13 protein-coding genes and 1 pseudogene are annotated in these 13,986 nt (G+C 72.9%); 6 read left to right on the top strand and 8 right to left on the bottom strand.

The features are described from left to right. Positions 1 to 7: 7 nt before the first annotated feature. From HCN51_RS47285 to HCN51_RS47275, 3 genes are all read right to left on the bottom strand, one after another. Positions 8 to 397, bottom strand: coding sequence for a hypothetical protein (locus tag HCN51_RS47285; protein WP_080045892.1), 390 nt, complete (start codon positions 395 to 397; stop codon positions 8 to 10). 193 nt (positions 398 to 590) lie between these two features. Next, the gene (locus HCN51_RS47280) at positions 591 to 821 is read right to left on the bottom strand and encodes a hypothetical protein (protein WP_168018466.1); all 231 of its coding nucleotides are present in this window, start codon (positions 819 to 821) and stop codon (positions 591 to 593) included. Positions 822 to 973: 152 nt separating this feature from the next. Further along, complete coding sequence (locus HCN51_RS47275) at positions 974 to 1,180, bottom strand: cold-shock protein (protein WP_080045894.1); 207 nt, start codon at positions 1,178 to 1,180, stop codon at positions 974 to 976. Between the two features lie 360 nt (positions 1,181 to 1,540). On the opposite strand from HCN51_RS47275, the gene HCN51_RS47270 reads away from it, so the two are divergent. From HCN51_RS47270 to HCN51_RS47260, 3 genes are read left to right on the top strand one after another with little or no spacing between them, the layout of a single operon-like run. Continuing rightward, positions 1,541 to 2,497, top strand: coding sequence for a D-alanine--D-alanine ligase (locus HCN51_RS47270; protein WP_168018465.1), 957 nt, complete (start codon positions 1,541 to 1,543; stop codon positions 2,495 to 2,497). After that, the gene (locus HCN51_RS47265; protein ID WP_168018464.1) at positions 2,494 to 3,870 is read left to right on the top strand and encodes a UDP-N-acetylmuramoyl-tripeptide--D-alanyl-D-alanine ligase; all 1,377 of its coding nucleotides are present in this window, start codon (positions 2,494 to 2,496) and stop codon (positions 3,868 to 3,870) included. Before HCN51_RS47270 ends, HCN51_RS47265 begins: the two co-directional genes overlap by 4 nt. A gap of 15 nt (positions 3,871 to 3,885) precedes the next feature. Further along, entirely contained in the window at positions 3,886 to 4,578 is a 693-nt protein-coding gene (locus HCN51_RS47260) for an aspartate/glutamate racemase family protein (protein WP_168018463.1), read from the top strand. A gap of 92 nt (positions 4,579 to 4,670) precedes the next feature. Here HCN51_RS47260 and HCN51_RS47255 read toward each other — a convergent pair whose 3' ends face one another. The 4 genes from HCN51_RS47255 to HCN51_RS47240 form a co-directional block, all read right to left on the bottom strand. Beyond that, complete coding sequence (locus HCN51_RS47255; protein WP_168018462.1) at positions 4,671 to 5,759, bottom strand: D-alanyl-D-alanine carboxypeptidase family protein; 1,089 nt, start codon at positions 5,757 to 5,759, stop codon at positions 4,671 to 4,673. Positions 5,760 to 5,986: 227 nt separating this feature from the next. Then, the gene (locus HCN51_RS47250) at positions 5,987 to 6,406 is read right to left on the bottom strand and encodes a hypothetical protein (protein ID WP_168018461.1); all 420 of its coding nucleotides are present in this window, start codon (positions 6,404 to 6,406) and stop codon (positions 5,987 to 5,989) included. Positions 6,407 to 7,097: 691 nt separating this feature from the next. Further along, positions 7,098 to 7,478, bottom strand: a complete 381-nt coding sequence (locus tag HCN51_RS47245; RefSeq protein WP_168018460.1) for an anti-sigma factor antagonist — start codon at positions 7,476 to 7,478, stop codon at positions 7,098 to 7,100. A gap of 165 nt (positions 7,479 to 7,643) precedes the next feature. Continuing rightward, positions 7,644 to 8,051 carry a pyridoxamine 5'-phosphate oxidase family protein gene (locus HCN51_RS47240; protein WP_168018459.1) on the bottom strand — a complete coding sequence of 136 codons (408 nt, stop codon included), beginning with the start codon at positions 8,049 to 8,051 and terminating at the stop codon, positions 7,644 to 7,646. 280 nt (positions 8,052 to 8,331) lie between these two features. Between HCN51_RS47240 and HCN51_RS47235 the strand changes: the two genes are divergently transcribed. From HCN51_RS47235 to pta, 3 genes are all read left to right on the top strand, one after another. Then, complete coding sequence (locus HCN51_RS47235; protein WP_168018458.1) at positions 8,332 to 10,749, top strand: phosphoketolase family protein; 2,418 nt, start codon at positions 8,332 to 8,334, stop codon at positions 10,747 to 10,749. Between the two features lie 129 nt (positions 10,750 to 10,878). Continuing rightward, a complete protein-coding gene (locus HCN51_RS47230; protein ID WP_168018457.1) occupies positions 10,879 to 11,409 on the top strand; it encodes a DoxX family membrane protein in 531 nt (176 codons plus the stop codon). A gap of 76 nt (positions 11,410 to 11,485) precedes the next feature. Further along, complete coding sequence (gene pta, locus HCN51_RS47225; protein WP_168018456.1) at positions 11,486 to 13,525, top strand: phosphate acetyltransferase; 2,040 nt, start codon at positions 11,486 to 11,488, stop codon at positions 13,523 to 13,525. Positions 13,526 to 13,532: 7 nt separating this feature from the next. Here the strand turns inward: pta and HCN51_RS47220 are convergent. Beyond that, positions 13,533 to 13,986 (bottom strand): annotated as a pseudogene (locus tag HCN51_RS47220) (acetate kinase); the annotation flags it as partial.

The raw sequence follows: 13,986 nt of genomic DNA, 5'->3' as shown, positions 1-13,986 counted from the left end.
GGACGGGTCAGAAGCGGGTGGCGCGCACCTCGAACACGGTGAAGTCGTCGATCGTGCCCCGGCTCTGCAGCAGGAACCCGACCAGGCAGGCCACCGCCTCCACTCCTTGGGCGGCGCGCGCCTGCCCGGTCAGGAGGAAGACGAGCGGCGTCGAGGGCTGGTCGATGGCGAAGTGCCGGTCGTGGCGGTGCACGTCGTGCAGGACCTTGATCGGGATCGGCCGGGGTGAGGTGAACCACACCACGGCCGCCCACAGCGGCAGCGCCGGGTCGGGCTCGACCGCGGCGTCGTAGCACGCCACGCAGCCCTGGCCGACGTGCCGCCCGTGGGGGCACGTCCAGTGGGCCGCGTCGTGGTGGGACCGGTCGCCCGCGCCGAAGGTCGCGGTCTCGACCACGCGACGGCGTGCGGTGCGGGTGCTGGGCTGGCTGATGATGAGTCCTCCGGATGGTCGCAGAGCCGATCGGCGACGAGGCCCGCTCGCCGGTGCGGACGGAAGCGCCCGGCCCCGCGCTGGGCGGCCCGTCCCGCTGGACCATCCTGCTCGCTCACGCGGGGTCAGGCGAGCACCGGCGGCGGAGCGGCGCTCGTCACAGCTTCACGAGTTTCGCGTACGGGGAGGCGATGCGATACGTTTCCGCGCCGAAATCGATGAGAACGGTGTCATCCTCGCCAACCGCGAGGACCCGGCCCAGACCGTATCTGTCGTGGCTCACCCGATCTCCAGTCGTGAACTGCTCGATCGGTGGCGGCGGAATTTCCGGAGTGTTGAAAGGGCTGCCCGGCGGGCGTCGCCGGACGGCCGGCGAAGTACGTCTCATTGGACAAGTATGCGCCCCACCGGCGAATAAATCGAGCCCACGGCGAAATGTGCGGGATCCCACAGGGCCGGACCCGGCCGGACGGGCCTGCTCAGGACAAGCGGAAACCGGGCCCCGGCCTGCGCCCGGACCCGGCGTCGCACCGTGCCAGGTCAGGCGGGAACGATGTTCTCCGCCTGCGGGCCCTTCTGACCCTGAACGACGTCGAAGGCCACCTTCTGGCCCTCGGTCAGCTCACGGTAGCCGCCGTTGGCGACGATGTTGGAGTAGTGCGCGAACACGTCGGCGCCGCCGCCGTCCTGCGCGATGAAGCCGAAGCCCTTTTCCGAGTTGAACCACTTCACAGTGCCGGTGGCCATGTCGATCTCCTTCAGACAGTGCCGAAAACGAGAGAAATCACACCTCGTGAAATCTCGTGCCGCCGTGATGCGCCCATCCGGAAATTGGCCGGAAAACAGAAAACGCGCCCGTAGATTACTCCGTCAGGCGCGCATAAGTTTTTATGGGTACCATAACTGCAACGTACATCAGGCTAACACACTTTCTCCGTGCCCATCGCTGCTCGCGAAAAATCCCCGTGCCCGGCGCCGTGACACAACCATGACACGGCGCTGACGAGCCGAGGACATCGCCGTCCCACAGTGATGGGGATCGACCGGCGCCCGCGTCCCTGCGGCGCGTCCGGCTGTCCCCGTGCCACTGAGGAAGGCTGATCGAACGTGACAGAACGCTTGCGCGTCGCCGTGCTGGCGGGTGGGCCGTCCGCCGAGCACGAGGTGTCGCTGCAGTCGGCGCAGGCCGTGCTCGACGCTCTGCCGAGAGACCGGTACGAGCCCTTCCCCGTCATCATCGACCGGCAGGGCAGGTGGCCGGTCGAGCTGCGACGCGACCTCGCGGACGTGGTCTTCCCCGTGCTGCACGGCCCGTTCGGGGAGGACGGCGTCGTCCAGGGCCACCTTCAGACGCTGGGGCTGCCGTACGTGGGCTGCGGCGTCCTGGCCTCGGCCGTGGCGATGGACAAGGTCGCGATGCGGCGCACGTTCCTCGCCGAGGACCTGCCCGTCACCCCGTACGTCTGGTTCACCGAGCACGACTGGCGCACCACCACCGACCCGTGGGCCCTGGTGAAGTCGCTCGACTGGCCGATGTACGTCAAACCGGCCAACATGGGCTCCTCCATCGGCATCTCCCGCGTCACCTCCATGGACGAGCTGCGCGCCGGGGTGGACCTGGCGCTGGCCCACGACCGGGTGGTGGTCGTCGAGCAGGGCGTGTCCGCGCGCGAGCTCATCTGCGGCGTGCTCGGCGACTACGACACGCCGCGGGCCTCGGTGCCGGGCGAGCTGATCGTCTCCGGCGAGTGGCTGGACTACGAGGCGAAGTACCTCAGCCGGGCCGAGATCGCCACCATCCCCGCCGTGCTGCCCGAGCGGGTGGCCGACGAGGTGCGGGAGCTGTCCCTGCGCGCCTTCCGCGCGATCAACGGCTACGGCCTGGCCCGCGTCGACTTCTTCTACGAGGAGGACTCGGGACGCCTGTACGTCGGCGAGATCAACACCATGCCGGGCTTCACCGCCCGCTCCGTCTACGCGCGGGCGTGGGCGGCGAGCGGCGTCCCGTACCCCGACCTGCTGCGCCGCCTCATCGACCTGGCGCTCGCCAGGAGCACCGCATGATCCCCATGACGCTGGACGAGATCGCCCGGGTCGTCGGCGGCCGGCCGCACGACGTACCCGACCCCCGGTCGCTCGTGACGGCGCCCGCGGCGGTCGACTCACGCGAGGTCGTGCCCGGCGGACTGTTCGTCGCGACGGCCGGCGCCAACGTCGACGGCCACGACTTCGCGGCCGCGGCCGTCGCGAGCGGCGCCGCCGCCGTGCTGGCCACCAGGCCCGTCGGCGTGCCCGCCCTCGTCGTCGAGGACGTGCAGACCGCGCTCGGCCTGCTCGCCCGGCACGTGCTCGGCCGCCTCGGGCCGGCCGTGATCGGCCTGACCGGCTCCGTCGGCAAGACCACGACCAAGGACCTGCTCGCCCAGGTGCTCGAACGGCACGGGCCGACCGTCGCCACCGACCGCTCGTTCAACAACGAGCTGGGCCTGCCGCTCACCGTGCTGCGCGCCGACGCCGCCACCCGCTACCTCGTGCTGGAGATGGGCGCGAGCAGGAAGGGCGACCTGACGTACCTGACCGGCATCGCGCCACCCCACGTCGGGCTGGTGCTCAACGTCGGCAACGCCCACGTGGAGCGCATGGGCGGCGGCCTCGCCGACGTGGCCCAGGCCAAGGGCGAGCTGGTCGAGGCGCTGCCGCCGGGCGGGCTCGCCGTCCTCAACGCCGACGACCCGCACGTCGCCGGCATGGCCGGCCGCACCAAGGCCCAGATCCTCTGGTACGGCGGATCCGCGCCGGTCCGCGCCGAGAACGTGCGGATGGACGGCGCGGCGCGGCCCGCGTTCGAGCTGGTGACGCCCACCGGCCGGGCCCCCGTCACGCTCGACCTCATCGGCGTCCACCAGGTGAGCAACGCCGTCGCCGCGGCTGCCGTCGCCACCGCGCTCGGCCTGGACGCCGCCGGCATCGCCGAAGGGCTCACCGCCGCCCGGCGCCGCTCCGCCGGCCGCCTGGAGATCGTCGAGCGGCCCGACGGCATCACCATCGTCAACGACGCCTACAACGCCAACCCCGAATCCATGCGGGCCGGGCTGCGGGCGGCCAAGGCGCTGGCCGGCACCCGACGTACCGTCGCCGTGCTCGGCGCGATGGGCCAGCAGGCGGACGCCTCCCGCGCCCGGCACGCCGAGATCGGCCGGCTCGTCGCCGACCTCGGCTACGGCGTGCTGATCGCGGTCGGCGGGGGAGACCCGCTCGCCATGGCCGAAGCGGCACGGGCCGCCGGCCAGGGCGTCGCCGTCCACACCGCCGACGACGCCGCCGCGGCCGTCACCCTCGCCACCGCGCTGCTCCAACCCGGAGACGTGGTGCTCGTCAAGGCCTCCAGCGAGATCGGCCTCGCCGCCTGCGCCCGCGCGCTCGCCGCCACCAGTTAGAGGAACGGAGTCTCATTGCGCACCATCGGCCTCATCGGCGGACTGAGCTGGGAATCGACCGTCATCTACTACCAGATCATCAACCAGCGGGTCCGCGAACGCCTCGGCGGCAGCCACTCCGCCAACAGCCTCATCTGGTCCGTCGACTACACCACCGTCGAGGACCTCATCTTCGCCGACCGCTGGGACGACGTGAGCGCGCTGCTGACCGGCGCGGGCCGGAAGCTGGAGGAGCTGGGCGCCGACGTCCTGCTCGTCTGCAGCAACACCTTCAGCCGCGTCAGCGACGACGTCGCCGGCGCCGCCCGGGTGCCCGTCCTGCACATCGCCGACACCGTCGGCGCGGAGGTCCGCGCCCGGGGGATGCGCAAGGTCGGCCTGCTCGGCACCCGCTTCACCATGGAGCAGCCCTTCTACCGCGACCGGCTGGCCGCCCACGGCTTCGAGGTGATCGTCCCGGGACGGGAGCAGCGGGAGCTGGTCCATCGGGTGATCTTCGAGGAGCTGGTGCGCGGGGTGATCAGCGAGCCGTCCCGGGACGCGTACGCCCGCATCGTCGCCGACCTCGCGGACGACGGCGCGGAAGGCGTCGTCCTCGGCTGCACGGAGATCGAGCTGCTGCTCAGCGAGAAGGACACCGCCGTCCCGGTGCTGCCCAGTGCCCGCCTGCACGCGGAGGCCGCCGCCGCCTTCGCCCTGGCCGGCTGACACCCACCTCCCGCCCGCAGGGTGCCGCCCATGCCACACCCCGGCGTCCCCGCCCGCAGGGTGCCGCACCCTGCGGGCGGACGCTCCGGCCGCTACCGCGGAGAGGTGGCGGGGGCGCGGTCGACGGTGGCGGCATCGGGCGTCCCGCCGGGATCGAGGGATCGGCGGGCCGCCGTGATCAGGCGCCTGCTCGCCGCGAACGCCGCCGCCTTCCGCTCGGCGAGGGAGTCACCGTCGTCGCCCTGCCGCAGCACCACCCCGAGGATCAGCCGGTCGCGGTCGCCGGACGCGGGGCGGGCGGCCCACAGCAGCGCCGCGCCCGCCGCCGAGCTGGTGCCGGTCTTGAGACCCACCACCCCGGGCAGCGCGAGCAGCTTGTTCGTGTTGACGATCGCGCCCGGGACGCCCGGCACGGTGACCCGGGGGGTGGCGACGATGTCACGCAGCACCGGGTTCTTCATGGCCTGCTCGGCCAGCCTGAGCTGATCGGCCGCCGTGCTGACCGTGGTGTCCTCGTAACCGCTCGCCCCGGTGTAGACGGTGTCCTTCATGCCCAGCTCGGCGGCGGTCGCGTTCATCCTGGCGACGAAGGCGCGCTCGGAGCCGGCGTCCCAGCGGGCCAGCAGCCGGGCGGCGTTGTTCCCCGACGGGATCAGCATCAGCTCCAGGAGCTGCCGCTGCGTGAAGCTCTGGCCCTGCCTGATCGGCACCGTCGACTCGTCCCGGTTGGCGGACTCGGCCGCCGCCTGCCGGTCCACCCGGATGGACGGCCCCTGGGCGTTCCCGCTGAGCGGGTGGTCGCGCAGGATCACCAGGGCGGTCATCACCTTGGCCAGGCTCGCGATCGGCACAGGGCCCGGCCCGCCGTGCGTGCGGAGGCTGCCCTCCTGCCCGGCGATCGCGACCGCCGCCTGCCCCGCCGCCGGCCAGGGCAGCGCCGCCGGAAGGGCCGGCGTCCGCGCGTACGTGCGGGCAGGAGTCGCGACCCTCGTGCCGGTCGAGGCCGGTCGCGGCGGGCCGGCGCCCGGGAACGACGGCGGCTGAGCCGGCGTGCCGCTGTAGACCATCCAACCGGCGGCGAGGACGGCGGACACGGCGACACCGAGCACCACCATGACGCCAGAAGGGCGGGCCGCCGGCGACGATCGCGGCCGGAGCGGGAACGTGCGTGATGCGTCCATGACGATTCACGATCGGCGCCGAATGTACGCACGCCGTGCGCCGCAGGTCACCGTTTCTCGACGGCCACCACCGCTGCCGCCGGCCGTGACACGGCGATGACGCGACGCGGACGAGCCCAGGACACGACCGCCCGGCAGCGGTGACGCGGACACGCATCCTGACCGCCCGAGACGGCGGCCGACGGCGGTGACGCGGATGTGCGTTCTGGCCGCCGCCGGGCGTGCCGTCAGGCCCCCGCCGTCGGTTCCGTCGCGGTGAGCTGGGCGTGCAGGCGCTCGCACTCGTGGACGAAACGGATCGTCCGGCGGCTGCGCGCGAACTCGGCCACGACCGGGATCTCCCCGCGCGCACCCGCCCAGCGGGCCACGTCGGCGGCGAACGCGACGAGCTCGGCGTGGGTGACCGTGATGCGCTGCCCCTCGGCGGGCAGGTCGCCGCGCGCGGCCATGCTCAGGATCAGCGGGATCATGCCAGGAACGCGTCCGGCCAGGAGGTAGGCGAGGATCACCGCCGTGGACTCGCCCAGCGGGCCCTCGGCGATGTCCAGGCTCGCCGGCTCCGCCGGGGCCGCCCACTCGCCCCAGTGGCCGCGCAGCAGGAACGGCAGGAAGTTGACGGCCACGACCTCGCGGTGCGAGGGCAGCATGGCGGGCCAGGCCCGGAGCGTGCAGCCGGGGCGGGACGAAGACGACGGTGACCCGCACCAGCGGCTCGTCAGGGCCGGGTGGGGGCACCTGCTCGCCGGCCCGCATCGCCGCGATCCGGGCGGGGTCCACGCCGAGCTCGGCCATGCGCTCGTAGGCGTCGTCGAGGATGAAGGACGGCATGGCCTCCGCGGAGTCGTCGTACCGGACGCCGGGCCGCGTACGGACCGGATGGGGATGCCCCCGCAGGGGCTCGTCGTCGTCGCGGCCCTCTGCGACGCCGGCGGGGGAGTCGTTCAGGTGGACGCGGCCGTTGACGAAGGGGATCGGCCGGTCGCCCTCGTGCGCCACCGCCGCGCCCGGCCCGTCGTCGCTGGTCCAGGTGATGAAGATGGCGCGCAGCGGGGCGTCGTCGTCGAGGAAGCGGGCCGGCCGGCGGTGGCCGAAGCTGCTCCCCATGATCCGCCGGGGCGACGGCTCCGGTTCGGGCTCCTCGCCGCGGGTGAGGGGGCGCACGCCCACGGAGTAGTTCGCGCTCTCCCCGTACTTCTGCGGCCCGATCGGCGGCGGCACCGGCACGCTGCCGGGGGTGACGAGGCGACCGTCGATGAGGGAGGAGGGCGCGGCGTACGTGTACGCCTGCGTCGCAGAAGTCATGGCCGGGACGATAGATCGCCCCACCGACAAACCGGGTCAGCTGACCGGGCCGCCGACGGGGGAGGGGCGGGCGGCCTGGAGGGCGGTGCGGATGGCCTGCTCGACCCCCTGGTGCACGTTGAGCATGCCTTCGACCTCGGTGACGCGTAGCAGGCGGGCCGGCCCGGGCTGCACCGACGCGAGGTGGAGGGCGGCGCCGTCGCGCTGGGTGGCGAGGTGGGTCTGGAGCAGGACGTGCAGGGCCGAGCCGCGCATGTACGGCACTTCGCTCAGGTCGAGGACGATGTGGTCGCCGTGGTGGCACGTGCGGCTGATGTAGTCGTCGAGCAGGTGAGCGGTGGTGGTGTCGATCGTGCCAGCCACCGCGATCACGGTGACGCCGGGCAGGTGCTGGGAACTGAACGTCAGCGACGGCACAGCGGCGGACCTCCATCAGAGCCCAGGGGGGACGGGCATGTGTCCGGGTAACGTTCACACTACGCCTCCCCTGGTGCCCCTGCGCTACCCCTGCGGCGGCCTTCGGGCGCGAAGATCTCCGGGTTATCCGGGTTTGCCGCGAAAGTCCTTGCGGGCCAGGGCGCTCTACGGCTGCCGGATGCGGCGGCCGGTGGCCTCCACCGAGGTGATGACGATGAAGTGGTCGCGGCCTCGTGCCCACGGCGTCAGGGGAAGTTCCCGCAGCTGGGCGATCTCCACCGGGTCGTCGGCGACGCGGGCGTAGCCGACGACCGTCACCGACCAGCCGCTGCGTGCCTCCATGTCGAAGTCGTCCACCTCGAAGGCCACGACCGAGCGGCGGGTGGCGGCGGCGAGCTTGGAGCCGGCCGCCGTGCGGATGACGATGTCCTGGTCGTGCAGGCAGAAGTTGACCGGCTGCACGGCGGGCAGGGCGCGGTCGGTGAAGACGATTCGCCCGATCGGGCGGGAGGGCAGCAGGCGCATGCACTCCTCGTGGGTGAGCACCTGCAAGCCGGCCGAGTCGAGTTTCATCCCTGCAGCCTGCCCTCCGTCCCGCCCGCCGGGTCAGGGACGAAAGTCCCGCGCCGCCCGCCGATCGCCCCCGGTGGCCCAGGCCGGAAGGACCGGCGGGGGGCAGCACGGCGTTGGCCAGGGTACGGCGCGCGGGAACGAGGGACGTCGGTCCGCACCTGGCGGACCGCGAGCACACCCGTGGCGGTCATGAGGACTTCCGGCCCTGTCGGCGGGGGCGGCGCCCGGGATCTCATGGTGCGGGCTGCCCGCCCCAACACCGACAGAAGGGAACGTGCTCATGACCGCGGTTTCGGAGGAGCAGGTGCGCAAGGCCGTCGACGAGGAGCTGCTGCGCAGGCTGGCCGCCCCGGAGGACAGGGAGGTCGAGCAGCTGGACGCCTGGTGGCGGGCGAACAACTACCTCACCATCGGCCAGATCTACCTCCAGGGCAACCCGCTGCTGCGCGAGCCGCTGGAGCCGCGGCACATCAAGCCGCGGCTGCTGGGCCACTGGGGCACCAGCCCGGGCCTGTCGCTGATCTACGCGCACGTGTCCCGGCTCATCCGGCACACCGGCCAGCAGACGATCTACCTGGCCGGGCCGGGGCACGGCGGGCCGGCGCTGGTGGCCGCCGGATACCTGGAGGGCACCTACAGCGAGATCTACCCGCACGTCGGCCAGGACGAGGCCGGGATGTTGCGGCTGTTCCGGCAGTTCTCCAGCCCGGGCGGCATTCCCAGCCACGTCTCGGTGACCACGCCGGGCTCGATCCACGAGGGCGGCGAGCTGGGGTACGTGCTGGTGCACGCCTTCGGCGCCGTCATGGACAACCCGGACCTGCTGGCCGTGGCAGTGGTAGGCGATGGCGAGGCCGAGACGGGGCCGCTGGAGGGGTCGTGGAAGGGCGTGTCGTTCCTCAATCCCGAGCGGGACGGCGCGGTGCTGCCGATCCTGCACCTGAACGGCGCGAAGATCGCGGGCCCGACGGTGCTGTCCCGCAAGGACCCGGCCGAGGTGCGGAGCCTGCTGGAGGGGCACGGCTACGAGGTGCTGGAGGTGGCGGGCTCGGACCTGCCGGGTATGCATCACCGCTTCGCGGCGACGCTGGCCGAGGCGTGGGCGAAGATCCGCACCATCCAGCACCTGGCCCGTACCGGCGAGTGGGACGGGACCCGCCCCCGGTGGCCGCTGATCGTGCTGCGCTCGCCCAAGGGGTGGACCGGGCCGGAGCAGGTGGACGGCGTGCGGATGGAGGGCACGTGGCGCTCGCACCAGGTGCCGCTGTCGGGGGTGCGCGACAACCCGGAGCACCTGGCGATCCTGGAGCGCTGGCTGCGCTCGTACCGGCCGGAGGAGCTGTTCGACGCCACCGGCGCGCCCGCCGAGGCGGTGCGCGCGCTGGCGCCGGTGGGTGAGCTGCGGATGAGCGCCAGCCCGCACGCCAACGGCGGCCTGCTGACCCGCGACCTGGCCCTGCCCGACTTCCGCGACTACGCCATCGACGTGCCGAAACCGGCGCGCACGCGCGCCGAGTCGACCCGGCGGCTCGGCGAGCTGCTGAGGGACGTGTATCGCGACAACCCCGACAGCTTCCGGCTGTTCTGCCCGGACGAGACCAACAGCAACCGGCTGGGCGCGGTGTTCGAGGTCTCCGACCGGGCCTTCGCCGAGCGCGTCACCGCCGACGACGTGGCGATCGGCCGCGACGGGCGGGTCATGGAGGTGCTGTCGGAGCACAACTGCCACGGCTGGCTGGAGGGCTACACGCTGACCGGCCGACACGGCATGTTCGCCACGTATGAGGCGTTCGCGATGGTCAGCGCCTCGCAGACGGTGCAGCACGGCAAGTGGCTGCAGGAGGCGACCCGGCTGCCGTGGCGGGCCAAGGTGCCGAGCCTGAACGTGCTGCTCACCTCGACGGCCTGGCGCAACGACCACAACGGCTTCTCCCACCAGGGGCCCGGCCTGATCCAGGTGGTGCTGACCCAGCGCGGCGACGTGGCCCGCGTCTACCTGCCGCCGGACGCCAACTGCCTGCTGTCGGTGGCCGACCACTGCCTGCGCTCGCGCTCGTACATCAACCTGATCGTCATCGACAAGCAGCCGCAGCTGCAGTGGCTGAGCATCGAGGAGGCGGTGGAGCACTGCGCCCGCGGGGCCGGGGTCTGGGAGTGGGCCGGCACCGACGACGGCGCCAGCGACCCGGACATCGTGCTGGCCTGCGCGGGCGACGTGGTGACCATGGAGACGGTCGCGGCGGCGCAGATCCTCAAGGAGCGGCTGCCCGGCTTCAAGGTACGGGTGGTCAACGTCGTGGACCTGATGACGTTGCCGCGCCCGAAGGACCACCCGCACGGCATGAGCGGCACCCTGTTCACCGAGCTGTTCACCGACACCGTCGATGTCGTGTTCGCCTTCCACGGCTACCCGGGCGCGATCCACCAGCTCGTGCACGGCCGCCCGGACGCCGACCGGTTCCGGGTGCGCGGCTTCATCGAGGAGGGCACGACCACGACACCGTTCGACATGACGGTGCGCAACCGCGCCTCCCGCTACCACCTCGTCATGGACGCGATCAACAACGCCAAGCGGCTGCCGCGCGGCGCCAGCGACCTGATGGCGTGGTGCGAGCGCAAGCTCGCCGAGCACCAGGCGTACGTGGTCGAGCACCTGGAGGACCTGCCCGAGGTGCGCGACTGGGCCATGAAGGACTGATCGGCCCCGATGCCTGAGGACCAAGGTCCTCAGGCGCCGGGCCGTCCGGCACTGAGCACCGGCCGCGAAAGACGATGTGATGAAGGTGCGCAAGGGAAACCCGACAAGAACAGGAAAGGGAGGCCCGCCATGGCCACCACCATCAACCGGCCTGTGATGCACACCAGTGTGGGCCAGGCGGAGCACAAGAACCCCGTCGACTACGTCTGGGCCGCCGCCCGCATCGCGATCGGCTGGATCTTCCTCTGGGCCTTCCTCGACAAGACCTTCGGCTTCGGCTTCGCCACCCCGGCCGCCAAGGCGTGGATCAACGGCGGCAGCCCCACCACCGGCTTCCTCAAGGGCACCGGCGAGCACGCGCTCGGCGGCTTCTTCTCGGCCCTGGCCGGGCAGGCGTGGGTGGACTGGCTGTTCATGGCCGGTCTGGCCGGGGTCGGCCTGGCGCTCGTGCTCGGCATCGGCACCCGGATCGCGGCCGGCGCCGGCACCGCGATGCTGCTCCTGATGTGGGCGGCCGAGCTGCCCCTGACCACCAACCCGTTCATGGACGACCACATCATCTACTCGATCGTCCTCGTCGGCCTGGCCCTCGCCGGCGCCGGCACCACCCTCGGTCTCGGCAACCTGCCCATCGTCCGCCGCACCCCGTGGCTCCGGTAGCCGCCCCGATCCCGCGCCCGCCCCGCCCCCGGGGCGGGCGCGCTGCCGTGTCTCCAAGAGGTCAAGAATGGGTGCCATGACGCGGTCTGTGTATGTTGCGGCGGGTGAGGCGGGAGCCAACAAGGCGACCGTGGCTCTGGGGCTGGTCGAGCTGCTGTCCCGGCAGGTGGGGACGGTGGGCGTGTTCCGGCCGGTGGTGCGGGCGGGCCGGGAGGACGCGCTGGTCAACACGATCAGGAGCAGGTTCCAGCTCGCGCTGCCGTACGAGGCGTGCGCGGGCGTCACCTACGACGACGTGCACGCCGACGTGGAGCGCGCGGCGGGCGAGATCGTGGCCCGCTTCCGCGCGCTGGCCGGGCGGTGCGACGCGGTGGTGGTGGTCGGCACCGACTACACCGACGTGGGGGCGCCCACGGAGTTCGGGTTCAACGCGCGGCTGGCCGCCGACCTGGGCACGCCCGTGATCAACGTGGTGAACGCGAGAGACCGCAGCGCGGCGCAGGTCGCCGCGGCCGTGGAGCTGTCGGCCAGGGAGCTGGCCCACCACCACGCCCGCGAGCTGGCGGTCGTGGTGACCCGGGCCGGCGAGCGGCCGGCGCTGGAGCACCCGACGCCGGTGTTCGTGCTGCCGGAGACCCCGTCGCTGCGCGCCCCGACGGTGGCCGACCTGCTGGACGCCTGCGAGGGCCGGTTCTTCCTCGGCGAGCGGGACGGCCTGGGCAGGGAGGCGAGCGCGCTGATGGTGGGCGCGATGTCGCTGCCCGGCATCCTGGAGCGCCTGACCGAGGGCGCGGCGGTGATCATCCCGGCCGACCGGGCCGCGGCGCTGCTGCCCGGGCTGATCGCCGCACACAAGGCGCCGGGCTTCCCCGCCCTGTCGGCGGTGCTGCTGACCGGCGGCACGCGGCTGCCGGCCCCGGTGGAGCGGCTGCTGCGCGGCATGGCGATCCCGCTGCCGGTGATCGCCACCGACCACGACACGTTCGACACCGCCACCCGCCTGTCGGCGGTGGAGGGCCGGTTCACGCCCGAGGCGGGCGGGAAGATCGACACGGCGCTGAAGCTGTTCGCCGCGCACGTGGACGGCTCGCTGCTGCTGGAGCGCCTCGACATCGCCAAGACCGACGTCGTCACGCCCCTGATGTTCGAGTACGAGCTGCTCGACCGGGCCCGCGCCCGCCGCCGGCACATCGTGCTGCCCGAGGGCGAGGAGCCGCGCATCCTGCGCGCCGCCGACATCCTGCTGCGGCGCGGCGTGGCCGAGCTGACCCTGCTCGGCGACGAGGAACGCATCCGGGTCCAGGCCGCCCAGCTCGGCCTCGACCTCGACGCGGCCCGCGTGCTCAGCCCGTTCGACCCCGAGCTGCGCGAGCGGTTCGCCCGCGCGTACGCCGAGGCGCGCGCCCACAAGGGCATGACCGTGGAGCTGGCCCGCGACACCGTCACCGACGTGTCCTACTTCGGCACGCTAATGGTGCACACCGGCCTGGCCGACGGCATGGTGTCGGGCGCGGCCCACACGACCGCGCACACGATCAGGCCGGCGTTCGAGATCCTGCGGCTGGGGCTGGTCTCCAGCGTGTTCTTCATGTGCCTGGCCGACCGGGTGCTGGTCTACGGCGACTGCGCGGTCAACCCGGACCCGACCGCCGAGCAGCTCGCCGCCATCGCGATCGCCTCGGCCGGCACCGCCGCCCGGTTCGGGGTGGAGCCGCGGATCGCGATGCTGTCGTACTCGACCGGCGCCTCGGGCGCGGGCGTGGACGTGGACAAGGTCCGCGCCGCCACCGAGCTGGTCCGCGCCCGCCGCCCCGACCTCCAGGTGGAGGGGCCCATCCAGTACGACGCCGCGGTGGACCCGGCCGTCGCCCTGGCCAAGATGCCGGAGAGCCAGGTGGCCGGGCGCGCCACCGTCTTCGTGGTGCCCGACCTGAACACCGGCAACAACCTCTACAAGGCCGTCCAGCGCAGCGCCGGCGCCGTGGCGGTGGGGCCGGTGCTGCAGGGGCTGCGCAAGCCGGTCAACGACCTGTCGCGCGGCGCGACGGTGGCCGACATCGTCACCACCGTCGCGGTCACCGCCGCCCAGGTGCACGACGACGAGCCGCCGGCCTGAGAGGGCTTCAGGCGGGGCACCGCTCGAGGGTCTGGCGGGCGATCTCCCCCTCCTCGTCGGTGGGGACGACCAGGACGGGCACCTCGGCGCCGGGCGGGGACACCGCCCGCTCCCCGGTCGCGTCGGCCTCGTTGAGCGCGGCGTCCACGGCGATGCCGAGCCGCTCCAGCCCGGCCAGGGACTCGGCGCGGGTGGCGGCGTCGTGCTCGCCCACCCCGCCGGTGAACACGATCGCGTCCACCCGGCCGAGCAGCGCGTAGGAGGCGCCGACGTACTTGCGGATGCGCCGGGTGTAGACGGCCAGGGCCAGCCGGGCCTCGTCGTCGTCGCGGGCGCGGGCCTGGCGCATGTCGTTGGAGCCGGTCAGCGCGAGCAGCCCGCTGCGGTGGCTGAGCGCGTGCTCCACCTGCTCGGCGTCCAGGCCGGCGGTGCGGGCGAGGTAGCCGGCGAGGGCGGGGTCG

The sequence above is a fragment of the Nonomuraea composti genome, assembly GCF_012034275.1.
Taxonomy (GTDB): domain Bacteria; phylum Actinomycetota; class Actinomycetes; order Streptosporangiales; family Streptosporangiaceae; genus Nonomuraea; species Nonomuraea composti.
Note: the sequence above shows the minus strand (reverse complement) of the source record. Positions and strands in the feature narration are given on the sequence as shown.